Annotated in this window: 27 protein-coding genes; 11 read left to right on the forward strand and 16 right to left on the reverse strand. The window is 75.3% G+C overall.

The window, feature by feature from the left end; translation table 11 throughout:
* Position 1: 1 nt before the first annotated feature.
* Positions 2 to 745 (forward strand): Clp protease N-terminal domain-containing protein, encoded by a 744-nt coding sequence (locus tag C8D89_RS04785; RefSeq protein WP_116706977.1) that lies wholly within the window; start codon positions 2 to 4, stop codon positions 743 to 745.
* Here C8D89_RS04785 and C8D89_RS04790 read toward each other — a convergent pair.
* The 6 genes from C8D89_RS04790 to C8D89_RS04815 all read right to left on the reverse strand — a co-directional run bounded on the left by C8D89_RS04790 (position 733) and on the right by C8D89_RS04815 (position 4,538).
* On the reverse strand, positions 733 to 1,161 hold the full coding sequence (locus tag C8D89_RS04790) for a TIGR03618 family F420-dependent PPOX class oxidoreductase (RefSeq protein WP_116706978.1): 429 nt from the start codon (positions 1,159 to 1,161) through the stop codon (positions 733 to 735). The genes C8D89_RS04785 and C8D89_RS04790 overlap by 13 nt on opposite strands.
* 52 nt (positions 1,162 to 1,213) lie before the next feature.
* Complete coding sequence (locus C8D89_RS04795) at positions 1,214 to 1,948, reverse strand: energy-coupling factor ABC transporter ATP-binding protein (RefSeq protein WP_116706979.1); 735 nt, start codon at positions 1,946 to 1,948, stop codon at positions 1,214 to 1,216.
* The gene (gene cbiQ / locus C8D89_RS04800; protein WP_116706980.1) at positions 1,945 to 2,709 is read right to left on the reverse strand and encodes a cobalt ECF transporter T component CbiQ; all 765 of its coding nucleotides are present in this window, start codon (positions 2,707 to 2,709) and stop codon (positions 1,945 to 1,947) included. Before cbiQ ends, C8D89_RS04795 begins: the two co-directional genes overlap by 4 nt.
* Before the next feature lie 2 nt (positions 2,710 to 2,711).
* A complete protein-coding gene (locus C8D89_RS04805; protein WP_116706981.1) occupies positions 2,712 to 3,065 on the reverse strand; it encodes a PDGLE domain-containing protein in 354 nt (117 codons plus the stop codon).
* A complete protein-coding gene (locus C8D89_RS04810) occupies positions 3,062 to 3,748 on the reverse strand; it encodes an energy-coupling factor ABC transporter permease (protein WP_116706982.1) in 687 nt (228 codons plus the stop codon). The genes C8D89_RS04805 and C8D89_RS04810 overlap by 4 nt, the downstream gene beginning before the upstream one ends.
* A 106-nt stretch (positions 3,749 to 3,854) precedes the next feature.
* Positions 3,855 to 4,538, reverse strand: a complete 684-nt coding sequence (locus C8D89_RS04815) for a TetR/AcrR family transcriptional regulator (RefSeq protein ID WP_165825550.1) — start codon at positions 4,536 to 4,538, stop codon at positions 3,855 to 3,857.
* A 96-nt stretch (positions 4,539 to 4,634) separates the two neighbouring features.
* On the opposite strand from C8D89_RS04815, the gene C8D89_RS04820 reads away from it, so the two are divergent.
* Entirely contained in the window at positions 4,635 to 5,960 is a 1,326-nt protein-coding gene (locus C8D89_RS04820) for an FAD-dependent oxidoreductase (protein WP_116707326.1), read from the forward strand.
* On the opposite strand, the gene C8D89_RS04825 is transcribed toward C8D89_RS04820, so the two are convergent.
* Together C8D89_RS04825 and C8D89_RS04830 are read right to left on the reverse strand one after the other, a co-directional pair.
* Positions 5,891 to 6,286 (reverse strand): VOC family protein, encoded by a 396-nt coding sequence (locus tag C8D89_RS04825; RefSeq protein ID WP_165825551.1) that lies wholly within the window; start codon positions 6,284 to 6,286, stop codon positions 5,891 to 5,893. The genes C8D89_RS04820 and C8D89_RS04825 overlap by 70 nt on opposite strands.
* A gap of 113 nt (positions 6,287 to 6,399) precedes the next feature.
* Positions 6,400 to 7,755, reverse strand: a complete 1,356-nt coding sequence (locus tag C8D89_RS04830; RefSeq protein WP_243417865.1) for a cytochrome P450 — start codon at positions 7,753 to 7,755, stop codon at positions 6,400 to 6,402.
* Between the two features lie 224 nt (positions 7,756 to 7,979).
* Here C8D89_RS04830 and C8D89_RS04835 point away from each other — a divergent pair, with 224 nt between their 5' ends.
* Positions 7,980 to 9,170, forward strand: coding sequence for an isochorismate synthase (locus tag C8D89_RS04835; RefSeq protein WP_116706984.1), 1,191 nt, complete (start codon positions 7,980 to 7,982; stop codon positions 9,168 to 9,170).
* A complete protein-coding gene (locus C8D89_RS04840; RefSeq protein ID WP_116706985.1) occupies positions 9,167 to 9,886 on the forward strand; it encodes an RluA family pseudouridine synthase in 720 nt (239 codons plus the stop codon). Before C8D89_RS04835 ends, C8D89_RS04840 begins: the two co-directional genes overlap by 4 nt.
* A gap of 52 nt (positions 9,887 to 9,938) precedes the next feature.
* Here the strand turns inward: C8D89_RS04840 and C8D89_RS04845 are convergent, their stop codons facing one another.
* A complete protein-coding gene (locus C8D89_RS04845; RefSeq protein WP_116706986.1) occupies positions 9,939 to 10,388 on the reverse strand; it encodes an SRPBCC domain-containing protein in 450 nt (149 codons plus the stop codon).
* 42 nt (positions 10,389 to 10,430) lie between these two features.
* Between C8D89_RS04845 and C8D89_RS04850 the strand changes: the two genes are divergently transcribed.
* Together C8D89_RS04850 and C8D89_RS04855 are read left to right on the forward strand one after the other, a co-directional pair.
* Positions 10,431 to 10,955, forward strand: a complete 525-nt coding sequence (locus C8D89_RS04850) for an O-acetyl-ADP-ribose deacetylase (RefSeq protein WP_116706987.1) — start codon at positions 10,431 to 10,433, stop codon at positions 10,953 to 10,955.
* A 212-nt stretch (positions 10,956 to 11,167) separates the two neighbouring features.
* Positions 11,168 to 11,668, forward strand: a complete 501-nt coding sequence (locus tag C8D89_RS04855; RefSeq protein ID WP_116706988.1) for a L,D-transpeptidase — start codon at positions 11,168 to 11,170, stop codon at positions 11,666 to 11,668.
* A 66-nt stretch (positions 11,669 to 11,734) separates the two neighbouring features.
* Here C8D89_RS04855 and C8D89_RS04860 read toward each other — a convergent pair whose 3' ends face one another.
* From C8D89_RS04860 to C8D89_RS04875, 4 genes are all read right to left on the reverse strand, one after another.
* Entirely contained in the window at positions 11,735 to 12,379 is a 645-nt protein-coding gene (locus C8D89_RS04860; RefSeq protein ID WP_116706989.1) for a copper resistance CopC family protein, read from the reverse strand.
* Between the two features lie 42 nt (positions 12,380 to 12,421).
* Complete coding sequence (locus C8D89_RS04865) at positions 12,422 to 12,964, reverse strand: hypothetical protein (RefSeq protein ID WP_116706990.1); 543 nt, start codon at positions 12,962 to 12,964, stop codon at positions 12,422 to 12,424.
* Positions 12,965 to 13,040: 76 nt separating this feature from the next.
* Complete coding sequence (locus tag C8D89_RS04870) at positions 13,041 to 14,012, reverse strand: alpha/beta hydrolase (RefSeq protein ID WP_133251816.1); 972 nt, start codon at positions 14,010 to 14,012, stop codon at positions 13,041 to 13,043.
* Positions 14,013 to 14,053: 41 nt separating this feature from the next.
* Positions 14,054 to 14,470 carry an organic hydroperoxide resistance protein gene (locus C8D89_RS04875; protein ID WP_116706992.1) on the reverse strand — a complete coding sequence of 139 codons (417 nt, stop codon included), beginning with the start codon at positions 14,468 to 14,470 and terminating at the stop codon, positions 14,054 to 14,056.
* A 173-nt stretch (positions 14,471 to 14,643) separates the two neighbouring features.
* Here C8D89_RS04875 and C8D89_RS04880 point away from each other — a divergent pair, with 173 nt between their 5' ends.
* The 4 genes from C8D89_RS04880 to C8D89_RS04895 are packed head-to-tail and all read left to right on the forward strand — an operon-like array spanning position 14,644 to position 17,273.
* A complete protein-coding gene (locus C8D89_RS04880) occupies positions 14,644 to 15,354 on the forward strand; it encodes a dienelactone hydrolase family protein (protein WP_207787064.1) in 711 nt (236 codons plus the stop codon).
* A gap of 35 nt (positions 15,355 to 15,389) precedes the next feature.
* Positions 15,390 to 16,136 carry an HAD-IIA family hydrolase gene (locus C8D89_RS04885; protein WP_116707329.1) on the forward strand — a complete coding sequence of 249 codons (747 nt, stop codon included), beginning with the start codon at positions 15,390 to 15,392 and terminating at the stop codon, positions 16,134 to 16,136.
* Positions 16,137 to 16,153: 17 nt separating this feature from the next.
* Positions 16,154 to 16,558, forward strand: a complete 405-nt coding sequence (locus tag C8D89_RS04890) for a ChaB family protein (protein ID WP_116706993.1) — start codon at positions 16,154 to 16,156, stop codon at positions 16,556 to 16,558.
* Positions 16,551 to 17,273 (forward strand): CPBP family intramembrane glutamic endopeptidase, encoded by a 723-nt coding sequence (locus C8D89_RS04895; protein WP_116706994.1) that lies wholly within the window; start codon positions 16,551 to 16,553, stop codon positions 17,271 to 17,273. The genes C8D89_RS04890 and C8D89_RS04895 overlap by 8 nt, the downstream gene beginning before the upstream one ends.
* Positions 17,274 to 17,304: 31 nt before the next feature.
* On the opposite strand, the gene C8D89_RS04900 is transcribed toward C8D89_RS04895, so the two are convergent.
* From C8D89_RS04900 to C8D89_RS30690, 3 genes are all read right to left on the reverse strand, one after another.
* Positions 17,305 to 17,646 carry a hypothetical protein gene (locus tag C8D89_RS04900; protein WP_133251817.1) on the reverse strand — a complete coding sequence of 114 codons (342 nt, stop codon included), beginning with the start codon at positions 17,644 to 17,646 and terminating at the stop codon, positions 17,305 to 17,307.
* Between the two features lie 397 nt (positions 17,647 to 18,043).
* Complete coding sequence (locus tag C8D89_RS04905; RefSeq protein WP_116706996.1) at positions 18,044 to 18,436, reverse strand: helix-turn-helix domain-containing protein; 393 nt, start codon at positions 18,434 to 18,436, stop codon at positions 18,044 to 18,046.
* A 111-nt stretch (positions 18,437 to 18,547) separates the two neighbouring features.
* Entirely contained in the window at positions 18,548 to 18,682 is a 135-nt protein-coding gene (locus tag C8D89_RS30690) for a hypothetical protein (protein WP_279323353.1), read from the reverse strand.
* 71 nt (positions 18,683 to 18,753) lie between these two features.
* Here C8D89_RS30690 and C8D89_RS04910 point away from each other — a divergent pair, with 71 nt between their 5' ends.
* Entirely contained in the window at positions 18,754 to 20,145 is a 1,392-nt protein-coding gene (locus C8D89_RS04910) for an aldehyde dehydrogenase family protein (protein WP_207787065.1), read from the forward strand.
* Positions 20,146 to 20,170 lie beyond the last annotated feature (25 nt).

Below are 20,170 nucleotides of genomic sequence, written 5' to 3' on the forward strand. Positions count from 1 at the left end.
CATGTCGACCCCCGCGCACCCCGTCCGCCTGGACGACCTCATCAACGCGATCACCTCGGTGCACTCCGACGCCCTCGAACAGCTCCAGGACGCCGTGCTCGCCGCCGAGCACCTCGACGAGATCGCCGACCACCTCATCGGCCACTTCGTCGACCGCGCCCGCCGCTCGGGGGCGTCCTGGACCGAGATCGGCAAGCGCATGGGCGTCACCAAGCAGGCCGCCCAGAAGCGTTTCGTGCCCAAGGGGGCGAGCAGTGACCTCGACCCCGAGGAGGGCTTCAGCCGCTTCACGCCGCGCGCCCGCAACGTCGTCGTCGCCGCGCAGGAGGAGGCGCGGTCGGCGGGCAACGCGGAGATCGGCCCGGCGCACCTGGCCCTCGGGCTCCTGCACGAGCCGGAGTCGCTCGCGGTCCTCACGATCAAGGCCCTCGACGTGTCGCCGGAGGCGGTCCGCCGCACGCTGGTGGGCACCCTGCCGCCGCGGGCCGAGGGGGTGGGCGACCTCATCCCGTTCGACGCCCAGGCCAAGAAGGCCCTCGAGCTGACGTTCCGGCAGGCGCTGCGGCTGGGGCACAACTACGTCGGCACCGAGCACCTCCTCCTGGCGCTGCTCGAGCAGGAGGACGGCCAGGGCACGTTGACCGGGCTCGGCCTGGCCCGCGACGCCGTCGAGGGGCACGTCGTGCGGACGCTGTCGATGCTCACCGGTGCGCCCGAGGACCCCGAGGGATCTCAGACCCCGTAGACCCGCCCCGGCGTCACGAGCACCGCCGCGCGCCGCTCGCGGGCCATCACGGCGTCGTACTCCGCCCAGTCGTCGTGGGTCCCGCCCGCCGCGGTGAACACCGCGCGCAGCAGGGCCGGTACCTGGTCGACCCCGGCCAGCGGGTCGTCCGGGCCGGCGAGCTCGGCCGAGCCCTCGACGGTGACCCACCGCCAGCCCGACCGCACGGTCACCGCCGTCCAGGGCCGCTGCCGGAGATTGCCGAGCTTGACCGGCCCGCCGGCGACGAACGCGACCACGGGCACGCCGGTCACGGGGTGGTCCATCACCCCGGCGTTGACCACCGTCGACTGGATCGACCCGTCGGCCCGGGCCGTCGCGACGACCACCAGTCCCTGCTCGACGCCGGCCTGCCGGCGGAAGTCCTCGAGGTCCACTTTGCCCTCCGGGCTCGTGCGTGCTTTCCCGTCCTATAGCACGGACAGGCACTCACAAGGCGAAGCCAAAGGGCAGCTCGAGCCGGTGGGCCGCGAGGAGGTCGGGGTCGGCGAGGATGTCCCAGGTCGGGGCGTCGGCGACGACCACGCCGCCGTCGATGACCACCGAGCGCGGGCAGAGCTGCAGCGCGTAGGGCAGGTCGTGGGTGACCATGAGCATCGTCCGGTCGAGCCCGAGCAGCACCTCGGCGAGCTCGCGGCGGGCGACCGGGTCGAGGTGGGTCGACGGCTCGTCGAGCACGAGGATCTCCGGGTCGCACGCCAGTACGGTCGCGAGCGCGACGCGGCGCCGCTGGCCGCCGGAGAGGTGCATGGGGGAGCGGTCGGCGAGGTCGGCCATCCCGACCGCGTCGAGCGCGTCGGACACCCGCTGCGAGAGCTCCGGCTCGGTGACCCCGAAGTTCGCCGGCCCGAACGCCACGTCGTCGCCGACGGTCGGCATGAACAGCTGGTCGTCGGGGTCCTGGAAGACGATGCCGACGCGGCGGCGGATCTCCTGCACGTGCTCGCGGGTGACCTCCAGCCCGCCCACGCGCACCTCGCCGGCGCCCGCGCGGTGCACCCCGTTGAGGTGCAGCACGAGCGTCGTCTTGCCCGCCCCGTTCGGACCCAGCAGCGCCACGCGCTCGCCGCGCTCGATGCGCAGGTCCACGCCGAACAGCGCCTGGTGACCGTCGGGGTAGGCGAACGCGAGGCCCGAGACCTCGAGGGAGGGCGGACTGCTCACCGCACCCAGTATCCCGACGCCGCGCACACCACCGCCGCGGCCGCGGGCAGCAGGGCCACCGACCACGTCGCGGTGGATGCCGGCGCGGTGGTGAACGCGGGCATGGTGCCGGTGTAGCCGCGGGAGAGCATCGCGAGGTGCACGCGCTCGCCGCGCTCGTAGGAGCGCAGGAACAGCGCGCCCACCGAGCGCACCGTCGCCCCGAGCTGCCAGACGAAGCGCGGGTCGTGGCCCCGCGAGACCCGCGCGAGGCGCATCCGGCGGGCCTCCGCGACGATCACCTCGAGATAGCGCAGCATCAGGGTCGCGATCACGCAGACCATCGCCGGCACCCGTAGCCGCGAGAGCCCGGAGACGAGGTCGCGCAGCGGGGTGGTCGCCGCGAGCGTCACGGACACGAGCACGCCGAGCGTGCCCTTGACCAGGATGTTCCAGCCGGCGAGCAGCCCGTCGACCGACAGCGACATCCCCCACCACTCCACGCGCGGGCCGGCGGCGAAGAACGGCAGCAGGACCGCCAGGACGACGAAGGGCGCCTCGATGAGCGCCCGCGTCGCGAGCCAGCCGGGCGGGATGCGCGCGACGACCCACACGCCGGCGAGCAGCAGCAGGTGGCACCCGAACACCGCGAACGCCTCGCGCGGCGTGGCCACCACCGCGAGCACGAACACGAAGGCCACGACGATCTTGACGTGGGCGGGGAGCCGGTGGACGGCGGAGTCCCCGGCCCGGTAGAGGGGGTGTGCGTGACCCGCGGCCACGGCTACTCGACCTGGGTGGGCGCCTCGTCGCGCGAGCGCCGGCGCAGCACCCGGAACAGGCCCCCGGCCACGAGCAGGGTGAGGAGCACGCCGATGACGCCCGCGACGCCTGTGGTGCCCTCGGATCCTCCGACCGCGTAGTCCGCGAGCGGGCTGCCGCCCGTGGCGTGCTCGCCGGCGTTCCGGGCGATGCACTGCCCGCCGACGGGCTCGCCGGACTCGTCGAGCTCGCACCCGGTCTGCGTGACGGCGTCGAGGCCGTCGGGACTGCCGCTCGCGGCGTACGAGACCACCCCGGCCAGCAGCAGGGCGACGACGAGGAAGCCGGCGTAGAAGGCCAGTGGGAGCTTCTTCACGACGACCGCACCCCCGGGGTCTTGATCTGCAGCGACGGCGCGGCGGTGCGCGTGAGGTAGACGAGGTCCGGGCGCACGGCGGCGACGGCGCCGACGGTGAGCGCGGTGATGAGGCCCTCGCCGATGCCGATGAGCGCGTGGAACCCGGTCATCAGCCCGAACACCGTGCCGAGGGCCAGGCCCTCGCCGCCGATCGCGTACTGCACGACGAACCCGAGCGACGCGACGACGGTGTTCACCCAGGCCGCGACGAAGGCCGTCACGACGAGGCCCCCGCGGCTGCGGGTGGCGATCCGGCGCATGGCCACGGCCACGCCGTAGCCGACGAAGGTGCCGAGCAGCGCCATGTTCGTGATGTTCGTGCCGAGCGCGGAGAGCCCGCCGTCGGCGAAGAGCAGCGCCTGGAGCAGCAGCACGATCGACACGCACAGCGCCCCGACGTAGGGCCCGACGAGGATCGCGCAGAGGGCGCCGCCGAGCAGGTGCCCGCTGACGCCGGGCAGCACCGGGAAGTTCAGCATCTGCACGGCGAAGACGAACGCGGCGACGAGGCCGGCCATCGGCGCGGTGCGGTCGTCGAGGTCGCGGCGGGCGCGGGCGACGCAGACGGCCAGGCCGAGCACGGCGACCAGCCCGAAGAGCAGCGACGTCGGCGCGTTGACGATGCCGTCGCTCATGTGCATGGCGACGAGGCCGGTGTGCGTTTCCACGAGTCACCCCCGCGTGCGGAGCACCTGCCACCCGGGCGGGTGACTCGGGTCAGTGTGTCGCAGGAACCTCGTTGTCGCACTACTCCTGCGACAGCGGAGAACTGGCCGAAGGGAGGGTGCGCGAGCGGTGCGCTCCCGTTCTCGTGGCGGCCGGCGCGTCGAGCAGGGCGGCCGCCGCCCGCCCGACGGCCGACGCGTCGGTGCCGAAGGCCGCGCGCCGCAGGATCAGGCCGGGGAGCAGTGACACCACGAGGGCCGCGCCGTCGGCGACGTCGAGGCCGGCGGAGACCCGGCCCGCCGCCTGGCCGCGGGCCAGGGCCCCGGCGATCCCGGCGTCGAACCGCCGCAGCCCCTGGCCGGCCTCGCGGCGCAGGCCCTCGTCGCGCAGGACCGCGCCCCAGGCGTCGACGGCCACCCGGGCCTGGACGTCGAGGTCGATCTCCCGGCCGTCCGCGGTGAACGTCGCGGCCGAGAGCGCGGTGGTGATGACCTCGACGACGTCGGCGACGGAGGGGGCGTCCAGGCGCTCGAGCGTGGCGACGAGCCCGGAGGCGAGGTTCACGAAGGTCTCGTGCGCGATCTCGCGGACGATCTCCTCCTTGCTCGCGAAGTACCGGTAGAAGGCGCCCGCCGAGATGCCCGCCTCGGCGACGAGGTCGGGCATCGAGGTCTGGTGGAAGCCGTCGCGGGCGAAGCAGCGCCGCGCGGCGTCGAGGATCACCGCCCGGTTGGCCGCCCGTCGCTCGTCGCTGATCCGGGGCACGGACCCACCGTACGCGAATGTGCGTTCGCCTTGACGGGATCGCGGGGCGGGAGGATGCTCCATGGCGAAAGAACGTTCGCGGAAGAGGTGGTCGCGATGGACAGGCAGCGGACGACGTGCGCGATCGTCGGCGGCGGCCCGGCCGGCATCGTCCTGGGGCTCGTGCTCGCCCGCGCCGGGGCCGAGGTCACCGTGCTCGAGAAGCACGGCGACTTCCTCCGCGACTTCCGGGGCGACACCGTCCACGTCTCGACGATGACGCTGATCGACGAGCTGGGCCTGTGGGACCGCTTCGCTGATCTGCCGTGGAAGCCGATCGAGACGGCGCGGGTGGTCCTGGACGCCGGCGCCGCGACCGTGGCCGACATGCGGCGACTGCGGGAGCCGCACCCGTTCGTCGCGATGGTGCCGCAGTGGCACCTGCTCGACATGCTCGTCGCTGCGGGCGAGGAGGAGCCCACGTTCACGCTCGTCCGGCACGCCGAGGTCACCGACCTGCTGCGGCGTGACGGGCGGGTCACCGGGGTGCGGTGGCGCGACCGGGCCGGCGGCGAGGGCGGCGACGAACACGAGCTCGCCGCCGACCTCGTCGTCGCCTGCGACGGGCGCGACTCGCGGGTGCGGGCCCGCAGTGGCCTGCCGCTGCGCGACTTCGACGTGCCGATGGACGTGTGGTGGTTCCGGCTGCCGCGCGGCGAGGGGGAGGACCCGGCCGGCGGGCTGGGCCGCCTGAGCACCGGCCGGATGGTCGTGATGCTCGATCGCGGCGACCACTACCAGGTCGCCTACCTCATCCCGCGCGGCGCCGACGCGGAGTACCGGCAGCGCCCGATCCGCTTCCTGCGCGACGACCTGCTCGCCCTGCACCCGTGGCTCGGCGAGCGGGTCGAGGGCCTCGCGTCGTGGGACGACGTCAAGCTGCTGCGGGTCACCCTCGACCGGCTGCGCCGCTGGTACGCCCCGGGCCTGCTGTGCATCGGCGACGCCGCGCACGCCATGTCGCCGGTCGGCGGCGTGGGGATCAACCTGGCCGTGCAGGACGCCGTGGCCGCCGCGCGCGTGCTCGGTCCGGTCCTCGCCGCGGCGCCGCCCGACCCGGCGCAGGTCGACCGGGCGGCTGCGCGCGTGCAGCGGCGACGGTGGCTGCCGACCCTCCTGACCCAGACCGCCCAGCGCCTGGGACACCGCGCGGTCATCGGTGCTGTGCTCGGCCGTCGGGAGACGCTCGGCCGCGAGCGGCTGCCGGTGCCGCTGCGGCTGCTCCAGCGGGTGCCGGCGTTGCAGCGGGTGCCGGCCTACCTCGTCGGCGTCGGCGTGCTGCCCGAGCACGCGCCGGCGTGGGCGCGGCGGGATCAGGACGCGAGCGCGAAGAACTCCAGCGCGTTGCCGTCCGGGTCGGTGAAGGAGAGCGCCCAGCCGTAGTCGGCCTCGACGACACCGCCGTGCGGGACGCCGATGAGGTCGAGGTGGGTCTGCCACGCGGCCACCTCGGCGCGGTCGGTGCAGGCGAACCCGACGTGGTCGAGTCCCGGGGCCACGACGTCGAAGCGGTCGCCGGGGCGCGCGGCCTCGTGGGCGGTCAGCCCGAACAGCTGGCCGCCCGCGAGGGCGAACACCTTCCGTTCGAACGGCCCGTCGGACAGCGTCATCGCCGGCTCGACACCGAACAGCCGCTCGTACCAGGCCTGGCTGGCCGCGAGGTCGGTCACCGACAACGCGACGTGGGAGATCGAGGGGAGCTCGGGCACGGGGTCCTCCGGGGCGTCGTCCGTTGTCGCAACGAACGCCCTATCGGCGTGCTGCGTCAACTGCTGCGTCTACGCGCACGAGATACCCGTTCGCGGCGTCGGACGGGGCCGGTTCAGCCCGCGCGGACCGGGAAGTGCACGGGCCCGCGCAGGACCGTCGCGACGCGGGGCACGATCCGCCCGGCGGGGCGCAGGCGCGGCATCCGCTGCGCGAGCATCTCCAGCGCCACCTCGCCCTCCATCCGCGCCAGCGCGGCGCCGAGGCAGTAGTGCGCACCCCCGGAGAAGGCCAGGTGCGGGGTGGACTGCTCGCGCCGCGGGTCGAAGCGGTCGGGGTCGGCGTGCGCCGCCGGGTCGCGCCCGGCGCTCGCGAGCAGCACGAGCACACCGGAGTCCCGCCGCAGCCGCCGCCCGGCGATCTCCACGTCGGAGTGCGCGAACCGTGCCGTGAGCTGCACCGGCGGATCGAAGCGCAGCGTCTCCTCGACGGCGCCGGCCGCCAGGCCCGGGTCGGCGACGAGGTCGTCCCAGGTGCCCGTCGCGTGCAGGGCGCGGACGGCGTTGCCGATCAGGTTGGTCGTGGTCTCGAAGCCCGCGACGAGCAGCAGCTGCGCGAGCGAGACCAGTTCGTCGAGGGTCAGCGTGCCCTCGTCCAGCTCGTGCACGAGCTGGGAGATGACGTCCTCGCCCGGTTCGGCGCGGCGCCGCTCGACCAGGTCGCCGAACAGTGCGCGCAGGTCGGCCGTGGCGCGGGAGAGCGCGTGCGCGTGGCGCACCGAACGCACACCGTCCAGGGCCGCGCCCAGCGCCCGGCCCCATCGGGCGAAACGGGGCGCGTCGACGTCGGGGATCGCGAGCAGCTCGGCGATGACGCTGATCGGCAGCGGCGCGGCGAGGTCGGTGGTGAGGTCGAACGTTCCACGCGCGGCCCGGTCAGCGGCGTCGTCGAGCAGCCGGTCGGTGACCTCGCGGGCGGTGTCGCGGTACTGCGCGAGCCGCCGTGGCGCGAACGTCGGCTGGGCGAGGCGGCGCAGGCGCGTGTGGTCGGGCGGGTCGAGGGAGAGCAGGGAGAGGTCGATCGGCTCGAGGAGCGCGGTGTCCGCGGCGGTGGGGTCCGGTGCGGACGAGGTGCTCGCATCGTCGGTCGGGTCGAACGGCATCCGCCCGTCCGCCAACCGCACCCCGAACCGGCGATCCCGGAGCACGGCGGTGCAGGCCTCGTGCGTGACGACGGCGTGGATGCCGGTGCGGCTGCGGGCGAGCCCGCCGTCCGCGGACGCGCGCAGCGCGGCGTAGGTCGGGTAGGGGTCGAGGCGCCAGGGCCTGTGCATCAACCGGGCGACGGGGTCGCCGCGCAGGGCCAGGGCGAGCCCGCCGGCCCGCATCACGGCGATGCGCGTGCCCAGCCGCAGGTCGGCGCGCCACCGGGGAAGGGGCCGGCGTGCCGATTCCACCTGGTCCGTCGTCACGGTCCGCGGCCTCCCTGCTCGTCGTGTGGTCCCCCCCGGCGCCGTCGTAGCGTGAGCCGCGCCCGGTGCGGAGCGTCACGTCCGCTCCGCTGGACCGGACACCACGCCGCGCGGAGGGTGAACAGTGCGGGGCCGGGCGACCCCCCGGACCACCTCCGACCACCTCCGACCACCATGCCACCAGGATCGACACCCGGTCCGCACGACGACGACGGGAGCGGGACGTGACGAGCACCAGCCCCGCGCCGCACACACCGCGCGCGGCGGCGACCGACCCGGTGCGCCTGCTCCGGTCCTGGGCGCCCGGCCGGGGCTCGTGGCTCTCCGGCCCGCGGGGGTCGCTGCTCACCCGGGGCACGCTCACCCGCCCGTCGTCGGCCGACCCCGACGCCGTCGTGCGCTGCCTGCGCGAGGTCGACGCGGGCCGTCCGGCGGGCGCGGAGCCCGCCCTCGCCGTCGGCGCCCTGCCCTTCGACCCGGACGCGCCCGCCCACCTCGTCGTCCCCGAGCGGGTCGAGCGCGCCGCCCCGCTGGGCACCGTGCTCGTCGCCGAGCCCACCGGCGCACCGGTGTCGGGGGTGCTGCGGTCGGTGCCGGCGCCCGAGCGCTACGAGGCGATGGTCGCCGAGGCGCTGGCGCGGATGGCGTCCGACGGGCTGGCGAAGGTCGTGCTCGCCCGCGGGCTCGAGGTCGTCGCCGACGCGCCGGTCGACGCGGTGCGGATGGTCCGCGAGCTCGCCCACCGCGATCCCCGCAGCCACCTCTTCGCCGTGGACCTGCCCGGGGACACGCCGCGCACCCTCCTCGGCGCGAGCCCCGAGCTGCTGGTGTCCCGCGAGGGCGCCGACGTCGTCGCCAACCCCATCGCCGGCTCGGCCGCCCGCTCGCCGGAGCCCGCCGAGGACCGGCGGCGCGCCGAGGCCCTGCTCGCCTCGGTCAAGGACCAGCACGAGCACGCGCTCGTCGTCGCCGACGTCGCCGAGCGGCTGGCGCCCCTCGTGGACGGGCTCGAGGTGCCCGACGCGCCGTCGCTCGTCGCCACCCCGACGCTGTGGCACCTGTCGACCGAGCTGCGCGGGCGGGTCGCCGACCCGGACGTCTCGGCGCTGCACCTGGCGCGCGCCCTGCACCCGACGCCGGCGGTCTGCGGGGTGCCCCGGGCCGCCGCGCACACCGCGATCACCGAGATCGAGCCGTTCGACCGCGGCTTCTACACCGGCACCGTGGGCTGGACCGATGCGCAGGGCGACGGCGAGTGGGTGATGGCGCTGCGCTGCGGCGAGGTCGAGGGCGACCGGGTGCGCCTGTGGGCCGGCGCCGGCATCGTGCCCGCCTCGCGGCCCGCCGACGAGCTCGCCGAGACCGCGGTCAAGCTGCGCACGCTGCTCGACGCGTTGGGCCTCGACGAGGCGTGAGCCGCTGGGACGAGATCCGCGCGGGCCGCGAGGTGCTCGCCGACGACGACCTGCTGGTGCTGGACAAGCCCGCCGGGTGGTCGGTGATGGGCGAGCGCCACGACACCGACCTCGTGCGCCTGGCCCGCGACGCCGGCGAGACCCTGTGGCCCGCGCACCGGATCGACAAGGTGACGTCCGGGCTCGTGCTCTTCGCCCGGCGCCTCGAGGTGCACGGCGCGCTGACCCGCCAGTTCGCCGACCGCAGCGTCACCAAGACCTACCTCGCCGTCGCCGCCGGGACGGGCCTGCCCGCGGCCGGGACGATCGAGCTGCCGTTGTCGGTAGGGCGCAAGAACCGGGTGCGCGTCGCCGCGCCCCGCGAGGCGATCACGCGCGAGGGCGACCGCTGGGCCGTGCCCGACGACGCCGTGCTGCCCGGGGACGTCTACCCCTCGACGACGACGTTCGAGCGGCTCGCCGAGGCCGAGGTCGAGGGCGCCGGACGCACCCTGCTGGCGGTGTCGCCGCTCACGGGACGGCGCCACCAGATCCGCGTGCACCTCGCGTGGATCGGCCACGCGCTGATCGGCGACCCGCTGTTCACGAAGTCCCCGGCCACGCGCACGGGCCTGCACGCCTGGCGTCTCGGCTTCACCGGCCCCGACGGCACCCGCCACGACCTCGAGGCGCCGCCCGGCGACGACTTCCGCGCCCTGGGTGCCTTCGGCGCGTGAGCAGGAGGAAGTGCTCCAGCACCTCGTCCTGCTCACGTGCGCGGAGCGCACCTCACGCCAGGGCTTCGGCGAGGCGGCCGATCGTCATCCGCATCTGCTCGGCGGTGACCTCGCGGACGCGGCTCAGGATCGCCTCGTCGGTGACCGCCGACCAGTCGTGGGTGTGAGTCACCCGCGTGCGGTCGTCGTCGGTGGCCTCGAGCTCCCAGCTCCAGACGTGCCCCGACGGCTCGGCGCCCGGCCTGGCCGGCGCCCACGCCAGCGCCCGGTCGGGCTCGTAGCGCACGACGTGGTTCTCCACCCGGTAGCGCCCGCGGTCGGGGTGCTCCATGTCGATGACGAAGACGTCGCCGACCTCGGTGATCGCGAGGTGGGTGTGCGACGCCCGCACCGTGCCGCTGCCGTCGAGGTCGGGATGCCGGTCGGGGTCGGCGAGCAGGGCGAAGACCCGCTCGACCGGCGCGTCGACGATGTCGCTGACCGAGATCTGCGTGTCGCTCACCCCGCGATCGTGTCAGGTCCGCGCGCGGGGTACCCCGCGCGCATGGCGACCCCGGACATCACGTTGCACCGCGGTGACATCACCGCCGCCGCGGTCGACGCCGTCGTCAACGCGGCCAACTCCTCGCTGCTCGGGGGCGGCGGGGTCGACGGCGCGATCCACCGCGCCGGCGGCCCGGCGATCCTCGAGGCGTGCCGCGAGCTGCGCCGCACCACCCTGCCCGACGGGCTCCCGACGGGGCGGGCCGTCGCGACGACGGCGGGGGAGCTCCCGGCGCGCTGGGTGATCCACACCGTCGGGCCGGTGTACGCGAAGTCCGAGGACCGCTCGCACCTGCTGGCCTCGGCCTACCGCGAGTCGCTGCGGGTGGCCGACGAGATCGGCGCGCTGACCGTCGCGTTCCCCGCGGTGTCGGCCGGCGTGTACGGATGGCCGCTCGGCGACGCGGCGCGGATCGCGGTGACGACCGTGCGCGAGACCGAGAGTGCGGTGCGCGAGGCACGGTTCATCCTGTTCAGCGATCAAGTCCACCAGGTCTTCGTCCGGGCGACGCAATCGCTCGGGTGAGAGATCCGGTGGCCCGACGCACAGAGTGAGCGATCCGCCAGACCCACAGCGGTTGTGCGCCGAACCGGTGTAGGTGACGTGCGTCCGACCACCGTGAACGGTCCGTGACCCCCTCGTCACTGCCTCGTTGTGCCCGTCGGATCGGGCCGTCGACACGACCAGGTCCTCCCGTCCGGGGCTCGGGCGGGACGCACGCGAGCGAGGGGCAGGCAATGGCGGGCAGGCATCGCAGGGGGGCGCAGCGCGGGGTGCCGGCGGGGCGGGTCGCGGTCTCGGTGGCCGCCGTCGGGCTCGGCGCGATCCAGCTCGCGGGGGTCGCGGCGGCGGCGCCCACCGGCACGGCCACGGTCGGGGGGACGCCCTGCACGGACGCGCGCATCAAGGCGTGCGTCGACCTCTCCGAGAACCGCGCGTGGCTGCTCGACGGCCACGGCAACGTCGTCCACGGCCCCGTCGCCAACAGCCACGGTGCCGAGGGCCACGAGACGCCGCCCGGCGACTACATCATCCAGCGCAAGGAGCGCTACCACGTCAGCCGCGAGTACGAGGGCGCCGAGATGCCGTACTCGGTGTTCTTCGACAACGAGGGCCGGGCGTTCCACGGGGGCGACATCGACCGGCAGTCGGCCGGCTGCGTGCGGCTCGAGATGGACGACGCGGAGCGCTTCTTCGAGCACCTGGACCCGAACGACCGCGTGCAGATCGTTCCCTGACCGGGTCGCGGGGCGGGGGACACGCGAGGGGGGTGCCTCTCGCCCCGCGACCACCGGGGTCGGCCGTCAGGCCCGCCGGCGCAGCACGAGCGCGACGGCGCCGGCGACGACCACCAGGGCGATCACCACGAACACCCAGGTCGGCACGCCGCCGTCGGTGTCCTGGTCGGCCGCGGCCGCCGGTGAGGGCGGCGCGGTGGGCCCGCCGTGACCCGCGTGGGGGTCGACGGGGGCGGGCGTGCCCGCGGTGCCCGGCGTGGTCGCGGGCACGGCTGCGCCCGGCGAGGGGTTGGTCAGCGTGAACGAGATCGATCCGGTGACGGGGTGCCCGTCGCTGGAGACGACGCGGTAGCCGATCTCGTACTCGCCCGCGGTCGGCAGCGGCCCGACCGGGACCGAGACGACCTCGCCCTGCACGGTCGCCTGACCCTGCTCGTGGTGGGCGCCGTCGGGCCCCACCACGGTGAGGGCGGCGAGGCCGGGCTGGGGGGTCTGGTCGAAGGTCACCGACACCTGGGTCGGCGCGTTCGCCAGGGTGGCGCCGTCGGCCGGGTCGCTTCCGGTGACGACGTCGTGGGCGGACGCGGTCCCGCTGGTCAGCAGGAGGGCCACCAGGGCGAGCAGGCCGGCGGCGAGCACGCCGAGCGGGTCGCGGGGGCTGCGCGGGCGGTGGGTCCGGGGGACGGCGCGCGCCGTCCACGTCGGGGTCATGGGGGTCCTTCCGGGGCGGGGTGTCGTCGGACGCGCGGGTGCTCAGCGCGTCGACGGCGGACCCCGCCGCGGGTGGTGCCCGACGGCCGCGCGGGCGGCCGCGCCGGGGGCGGCCGGGCCGGGGCGTCCGGTGCGCGGACGGGGTCCGGCGGGCGGCGTGACGCCGGCCAGCAGCACCGGCCACCACCGCCAGGCGGTGCCGACGCGCGTGAACGCCTCGCGGGCGGCGCGGTCGGCCCGCACGATCGCCCCGCCCACGACGACGGCGACCGCGAGGTGCGCGAGGACCATGCCGGGCCCGTGCGGCGTCGCGGCCGGCCCGTGGTGGGCGTGGTCGGTGTGGCCGGCGGGCAGGGACAGGTGCAGGGCGAGCTGGCCGGCCGCGAGCACGCCGACGGTGCGTCCGGGCGACCCCGGGCGGGCCCCGACCAGCGCCGTCGCCAGGACGACGAGGACGGCGACGACCGTGGCCGGGGCGGTGGCGGCGACCGCCCCGCCCGCCTCGCCGTGGGCGGCGACCCCGAGCACGGCCGCGGACACGCCGAGCAGCACGGCGCGGGGCGCGGCGGCGGGCTCGGGTGTCACGGGCCTCCACGGTAACCCCGCCCCCGCGCCGCCCTCCCACGTGAGCGGACTTCCCGGCTGCAGCCGGGAAGTCCGCTCACATGTGGGTCCGGAGGAACGCGCCCGCCTCGGCGACGGCCTGCAGCGAGGTGCGGGGGGTGAGCCCGCCGGTGGCGACGTAGCCGTGGGCGGCGCCGAGGTAGCGGGTGTGGCGCACGGCCACGCCGGCGCCGGCCAGCGCCGTCACGTAACGCTCGCCGTGGTCGCGCAGCGGGTCGTGCTCGGCGGTCTGCACCAGCGCGGGCGGCAGCTCGCGGAGGTCGGCGCGCAACGGCGAGGCGTAGGGCGCGGTGCCGTCGGCGCCGGCGAGGTAGAGCGCGTGGAAGCCGCGGATGTCGGCGGCCGAGAGGATCGGCGCGACGGGGATCGTCCGCTCCGAGGGCAGGACGTCGACCATCTCGACGCCCGGGTAGACGAGCACCTGGGCGGCGATGCGCGGCCCGTCCTGCCCCTCGCGCCGTCGGTCACGGGCCATCAGGCACACGACGGTCGCGATGTTGCCGCCCGCGCTGTCGCCCATCACCGCGATGCGCCCGGCGTCGATGCCCCAGCCGCCGGGGTCGGCGGCCAGCGCGGCGACCGCGTCGTAGCCGTCCTGCGCCGGCACCGGGAACGGGTGCTCGGGCGCCAGCCGGTAGTCCACGGACACCACGACCGCGCCGGCCTCGCGCGCGACGTGCGCGCAGAACCACTCGGACTGGTCGAGGTCGCCCTGCACGAACCCGCCGCCGTGGAAGTTCACGACGACGGGGGCGGGCGCGTCCGTCGACGGCGGGCGGTACACGCGCACCGCGAGCCCGTCGGGCACGGCCGCCGTGGGCAGCCGGGCGTCCTCGACGACGACCTCGCGCGGCGGGCTCCCCATCACCGCCCGGGCCAGCGGGCCGTGCTGCAGGCGCAGCACGGCGGCCCGGGCGGCGGGGACGTCGGCCGGATCGAGGTGGGCGACCGAGCCGCCGAGCCGGCGGCGCAGCGCACCCACGAGGCGCAGGCTGAGGGGGAGGCGCACCCGTGGAGCTTCGCCCACGGGCACGCCGACGCTCACACCCCTCACACCGCGGCGCTGAGGTTGACCTCGATGTTCCCGCGGGTGGCCTTGGAGTACGGGCAGAGCTCGTGCGCGCGGGCCACGAGCCGGTCGGCCTGCTGCTGGTCGGCGCCCGGGACCGTGGCCGTGAGCCAGACCTTCAGCCCGAAGCTCTCGGCGTCCGGGCCGATCCCGACGCGGGCCTCCACGGTCGAGGAGTCGATGTCGAGGTCGGCCTGCCCCGCGGCGAGCTTGAGCGCCTGGTGGAAGCAGGCGGCGTACCCGGCGGCGAAGAGCTGCTCGGGATTCGTGCCGCCACCGGGGCCGCCCATCTCCTTGGGCATCGTCATGTCCTGGTCGATGACGCCGTCCGAGCTGCGGACGTGACCGTTGCGGGCGTCACCCGAGGACGTGGCCTCGGCGGTGTACTGGATGTCCATACGACAGGGCGTACCCGCGCACGACGCCCCCACCCGCGGGATCGGTCACGTCGGTCGGACCGGCGCCCACCCGGCGTCGGGGTGGGCCGCTGACCCTCCCGCGTCGCACGGCCCCGGCGGTGCTGCCAGGCTCGGCCCGCCAACAGCGGTCGAGAACCTCCGAGGGTGAGCCCGTGCCCGACCTGCACATCCCCGCCTCGGCGGGCAGCCACCAGTCCGCCTACCTCGCCGAGCCCCCCGTCGGCGACGGCCCGTTCCCCGGCGTCGTCGTCCTCCAGGACGCCTTCGGGGTGGGGGAGAACATCAAGGACCACGCCGACCGGCTCGCGGCCGCCGGCTACCTGGCCGTCGCCCCGGCCGTCTACACCGCGCGCGGTGGCGGGCCGCGGTGTGTGGCCGCCACCCTGCGGGCCATGCGCTCCGGTCGGGGCCCGGTGTTCGACGACATCGAGGCGGCCCGGACGTGGCTCGCGGGCCGGGACGACTGCACCGGGCGGATCGGCATCATCGGGTTCTGCCAGGGCGGCACCTTCGCGCTGCTGTCCGCCGCCCGCCACGACTACGCGGCGGCGGCCCCGAACTACGGGATGGTCCCGGCGGACGCCGAGGCCGACCTGTCCGGCATCTGCCCGGTGGTCGCGAGCTTCGGCGGACGGGACACGATGCTCCGCGACCATCCGGCACGCCTCGAGGCCGCGCTGACGAGCATGGGCGTGGACCACGACGTGAAGACCTATCCCGACGCCGGGCACAGCTTCTTCGAGCACTTCCCGGCCAACGGCCTGCTGGTGCGCTTCGCCGGCGCCGGGTTCCACCGTCCGAGCGCCGAGGACGCCTGGAGGCGCATCCTGGGGTTCTTCCACACCCACCTGGAGGCGGCGTGACCGACCTGCCCGACCTCGAGTCGTACCTCATCGACATGGACGGGGTGCTCGTCCACGAGCAGAACGCCCTGCCGGGTGCGGACGAGTTCCTGCGTCGCCTGCACGACGCGGGCAAGACGTTCCTCGTCCTGACCAACAACCCGATCTACACCCCGCGCGACCTGCAGGCCCGCCTGCACGCGAGCGGCATCGACGTGCCCGCCGAGAACCTGTGGACCTCCGCGCTGGCCACCGCGCAGTTCCTCGACGACCAGCGCCCGGGCGGCAGTGCCTTCGTCGTGGGCGAGGCGGGGCTCACCACCGCGCTGCACGACATCGGCTACATCCTCACCGACCGCGACCCCGACTACGTCGTCATCGGCGAGACCCGGACGTACTCCTTCGAGGCCATCACCCGGGCCATCCGCCTCATCCAGGGCGGCGCGCGCTACATCGTCACCAACCCCGACGCCACGGGCCCGTCCCCGGAGGGCACGTTGCCGGCCACCGGATCGGTCGCCGCGTTGATCACCCACGCGACGAAGCGTGACCCGTACTTCGTGGGCAAGCCGAACCCGTTGATGATCCGTGCCGGGCTCAACACCATCGGTGCCCACTCCGAGACCACGGCGATGATCGGCGATCGGATGGACACCGACATGGTCGCGGGCATGGAGGCCGGGCTGCACACCATCCTCGTGCTCTCGGGCATCACGGACCCCAGCGAGATGGATCGCTACCCCTACCGGCCCAACCAGGTGGTCCAGAGCGTGGCCGAGCTGGAGGTGGGCGTGCGGGGCTGACGGGGTACCTCGCGGGTATGCCCGAGAAGTTCGAGGACCTGCCGTCGACGCTGCAGCGCTCGCCGGAGAGTGCCCGCGAGACCTACGCGAAGGCGAAGGAGTCCGCGGAGGACACCTACGGCAAGGGCGAACGCGCCAGTCGCACGGCCTACGCGGCGCTCAAGCACACGCACGAGAAGGTCGGCGACCACTGGGAGCAGAAGGAGGAGTACGGCCCCTCCGACTCCCGCGCCGAGAGCGGCGGCGCGAACCCCGGCGGGGAGACCGGCGGCGGGGTCGACGCGGGAGCCAGCAAGGAGCACCTCTACGAGCGGGCGAAGGAGCTCGGCGTGGAGGGTCGCTCGAAGATGGACAAGGACGACCTCGCGGAGGCCGTGCAGAAGGCCAACGACAGGGAGACCCGCAAGGCCCGGGGTGACTGACCCCGCGCTGGAGCCGGCCGGTCCCGCCGAACCCGTCACCGGGCCGGTGACGCCGCCCCGTCCTGCGCCGGGCTGGCTCGAGCTCGTCGTCGCCGCCCTCGCCTACGTCGTCCTCCAGATCGGCCTGTTCGTGCCGATCGGGCTGCTGTCGGAGGGCATGCCGCCGGCTCCGTTGCTGGTCGCGGTCTCGGGGGCCTCGGCCCTCGGCGCGGTCGCGATCGCGCTGTCCCTGCGCGTGCGCTCGGCCGCCGCGGTGGGGCTCGTGCGCCCCACGGCGCGTCACCTGGCGACCGGTCTCGGGATCGGCCTCGTGGTCTGGCTGCTCTCCCGCGTCCTCATCGTCGTCTACGTCGCCGTCACCGGCGACACCTCCGACCCCCAGGCCGCGCTGACGCTGTTCAGCGGACCGGTCGCCGCGGCGCTGGTCGTCGCGATCGGCGGCCTCGTCGTCCCGCTGGGTGAGGAGCTGCTCTTCCGCGGGCTGGCCTACCCCGTCCTGCGCCGCCTCGGCCGCGTCGTCGCCGTGGTGCTCAGCGCGGCGGTGTTCGCCCTGGCGCACGGGCTCAACGTCGTCTTCGCCGCCGCGTTCCTGCTCGGTGTCGTCAACGCCGTGCTCTACGAGCGCACCGGCTCGATCTGGCCGGCCGTGGCCTCCCACGCCACGTTCAACGTCATCTCGTTCGTGCTGGTGCTCGCGGTGGGCGACCAGCTCTGAGCCCCGACCGAGCCCGACCGGCCGGTCGTGCTCAGGTGAAGGCCTCGAAGTCCATGTCCACGCCGTCGGTGGTGCGCCGGACGGTGACGACCCCGGCGGCGTCCTTCGTGTCCAGTTCCCAGAGCATCCGGGCGAGGCGGTGCGCCGCGCCGCGGGGCTCGTCGGCGGTCTGCAGCAGTGTGCGGTGCGAGGCCCCGAGGTTCCACGCCGCGGCCGTGCCGGCACCCTGGCTGGCCGACGTCACGACGTCGAGCAGCCAGCGGGCGGGCTTCCCGGAGAACGCCGCGGTCTGGTGGGCGAGGACCTCGACGACGTGGTCGGCACGCACCAGCCCGTCGTCCAGGGTCTGGATCCACACCCGGCTCAGCCCCACGATCGCGCCTCCCTCGCCTCCGCAGCACACCGTCGGTCCGGCTCCCGCGTGCCACGGTGACGAGACCGCGCCCGGCGGAAGCCGGGGCCGGTGGCCGGAGCGACCCGTGTCGAGGGTGGATGCGGCGTACGGCCGTGCGTCGGTCGTCCGGTCGGCCCGGCTCCCGCCGGGGAGGGTCATCGATCACCGTGCTGTCGGTCAGGAGTCGGTATCGCGCTCGACATCACCTCCTCGTCGAGACGGTCGTCGTCGACGTGCGGCGGGGGCGACCGCGTCCTCGGGCGGCGACGGTCGACGGCCACGACGAACACCTCCTCCGGTCAACCCTGAGAGCGCCTCGGCGCCTCTCCAACCAACCGCGAGATACCTGCAACTCTAGGGAGAGGTTTTCCTCAGGTCAACCCTGAGGTTCCTCCCCGCGCGTGGAGCCGAGCTCGCGGCGCGCGACGTCGCGTTCGTCGCGCGCGGTGTCCCGTTCCCGGCGAGCCCGGTCGCGCTCCTCGGTGGTCGCGGCGTGACGGGCGCGCTCGTCGGCGAGGTCGGCACGGAGGTCGAGGATCGCCGCGGCGCTGGCGAGGGTGTGACCGTGCTCGGTCAGCTCCCGCAGGGCGACGATCCGGTCGAGCTGCGCGCGCGACCACCGCCGGTGCCCGCCCTCGGAACGTGCCGGGCTGACCAGCCCGGCGGCGTCGAGGTTGCGCAGGTACGCCGGGGTGACCCCGAGCAGGTCGACGGCCTGGCCCATGCCGAAGGCCGGGTGGTCGGGGTCGTCCAGACGGTCCAGAGACATGCCTTCTTCTCCCACCGGTACCGCGACCCGACGGTACCGGCCCGCCGGGTGCGCTCCGCGCACATGAGCACGAAGAAGTGCTTCCAGCACTCCTACGTGCTCACGGGCGCGTCAGCGCACCTGCTCGGTGGGGCGCACGAGCATCTCGTTCACCGCCGCGCGCCGCGGCCGGGTGACCATGGAGAGGGCGGGACCATCGAGCGCCCCCGTCACCACGGCGGTCGTGCCCCCGAGCACTCCACCCACGCAGTCCTCCCCACCTCGGTGCCGATCACGAGCAGGCGTACCACGGGCGCTCCGGTGGAACCCCGCGACACGTGAGCACTCCGACCGACAGCCAGACCGCCATCGAGGTCCACGACCCGGCCACCGGCGAGCTCGTGGGCCGCGTCCACCCCGCCGGCCCCGACGAGGTCGACGCCGCGGTCGCCCGCGCCCGCACCGCCCGCGACGGCTGGGCCCGCACGTCCCCCGGTGACCGCGCCGGGCTCGTCCGCGACGCCGCGGGGGCGCTGCGCGCCGTCGCCGAGGAGCTCGCCCGCCTCAACGAGACCGAGACCGGCCGGCCCTACGACGACGGCCTGGGCGGGGTGCTCGCCGCCGCCGGGACCCTCGAGCAGTACGCCGAGCTGGGCCCGGTGCACCGCGGGCGCTCGCTGCAGGGCAACTGGGGTGCCACCGACCTCATGGTCCCCGAGCCGCGCGGGGTGGCCGCGGTCATCACCCCGTGGAACGACCCGGTCGCCGTCGCCGCCGGGCTATCCGGGGCGGCCCTGGTCACCGGCAACACCGTCGTGCACAAGCCCAGCGAGCGCTGCCCGCACCTCGGGCGGCGCTTCGCCGAGCTCGTCGCGTCGTTCCTGCCCGACGGCGTGCTCGAGATCGTCGACGGCGCGGGCCCCACCGGCGCGGCGCTGGCCGGGCACGCGGACGTCGACCTCGTCGCCCATGTCGGCTCGATCGTCGCCGGCCGCGCGATCGCCCAGGCCGCCGCGGGCACCGGGGCGCACGTCCTGCTCGAGAACGGCGGCAACGACCCGCTGGTCGTCGACGACGACGTCGACCCGCGCTGGGCCGCCGAGCAGGCCGCGCTGGGCTCGTACGCCAACGGCGGCCAGGTGTGCGTGTCGGTCGAGCGCATCTACGTCGCGGCGGGCGTCGCCGAGCCGTTCCTCGACGCGCTGGCCGAGGAGGCCGCCCGCTGGGTCTACCGGCCGGGACCGGGGGAGAAGGCGCTCGGCCCGCTGGTCGACCGCCGCCACCGCGACCACGTCCACGCCCACGTCGCCGCCGCGGTCTCCGACGGCGCGCGGGTGCACGCCGGCGGCTACGTGCCCGAGGGCGAGGGCGCGTTCTACCCGGCCACCGTGCTCTCGGGCCTGAGCCCGGCGATGGCGATCCTGCGCGAGGAGACGTTCGGTCCGGTCGCCCCGGTGCGCGTCGTGGAGGACTTCGCCCAGGGCCTGGCCGAGGCGATCGACGACCCGCACGGCCTCGCCGCCACGGTGCTGACCGGTCGCATGGCGCACGCCCAGCAGGCGTGGCGGGAGCTGCCCGTCGGCACCGTGAAGATCAACGCGGTGTTCGGGGGCGCGCCGGGCGGGGCCGCCGAGCCGCGCGGGCGCTCGGGATCGGGCTTCGGCTACGGGCCGGAGCTCCTCGACGAGATGACGACCACCAAGGTGGTGCACTGGTCGCCGCTGCCGTAGGCCGTCCGGGCGCCGGTCGCGACGG

The sequence above is a fragment of the Actinomycetospora cinnamomea genome, from assembly GCF_003096675.1.
GTDB lineage: Bacteria > Actinomycetota > Actinomycetes > Mycobacteriales > Pseudonocardiaceae > Actinomycetospora > Actinomycetospora cinnamomea.

What these genes read in the sequence shown, in the direction of transcription:
- C8D89_RS04785 (WP_116706977.1), top strand. Translation starts at nt 2, where the DNA reads ATGTCGACCCCCGCGCACCCCGTCCGCCTGGACGACCTCATCAACGCG.
- C8D89_RS04810 (WP_116706982.1), bottom strand. Translation starts at nt 3,748, where the DNA reads ATGCACATGAGCGACGGCATCGTCAACGCGCCGACGTCGCTGCTCTTC.
- C8D89_RS04820 (WP_116707326.1), top strand. Translation starts at nt 4,635, where the DNA reads ATGGACAGGCAGCGGACGACGTGCGCGATCGTCGGCGGCGGCCCGGCC.
- C8D89_RS04850 (WP_116706987.1), top strand. Translation starts at nt 10,431, where the DNA reads ATGGCGACCCCGGACATCACGTTGCACCGCGGTGACATCACCGCCGCC.
- C8D89_RS04855 (WP_116706988.1), top strand. Translation starts at nt 11,168, where the DNA reads ATGGCGGGCAGGCATCGCAGGGGGGCGCAGCGCGGGGTGCCGGCGGGG.
- C8D89_RS04860 (WP_116706989.1), bottom strand. Translation starts at nt 12,379, where the DNA reads ATGACCCCGACGTGGACGGCGCGCGCCGTCCCCCGGACCCACCGCCCG.
- C8D89_RS04875 (WP_116706992.1), bottom strand. Translation starts at nt 14,470, where the DNA reads ATGGACATCCAGTACACCGCCGAGGCCACGTCCTCGGGTGACGCCCGC.
- C8D89_RS04885 (WP_116707329.1), top strand. Translation starts at nt 15,390, where the DNA reads ATGGACGGGGTGCTCGTCCACGAGCAGAACGCCCTGCCGGGTGCGGAC.
- C8D89_RS04890 (WP_116706993.1), top strand. Translation starts at nt 16,154, where the DNA reads ATGCCCGAGAAGTTCGAGGACCTGCCGTCGACGCTGCAGCGCTCGCCG.
- C8D89_RS04905 (WP_116706996.1), bottom strand. Translation starts at nt 18,436, where the DNA reads ATGTCTCTGGACCGTCTGGACGACCCCGACCACCCGGCCTTCGGCATG.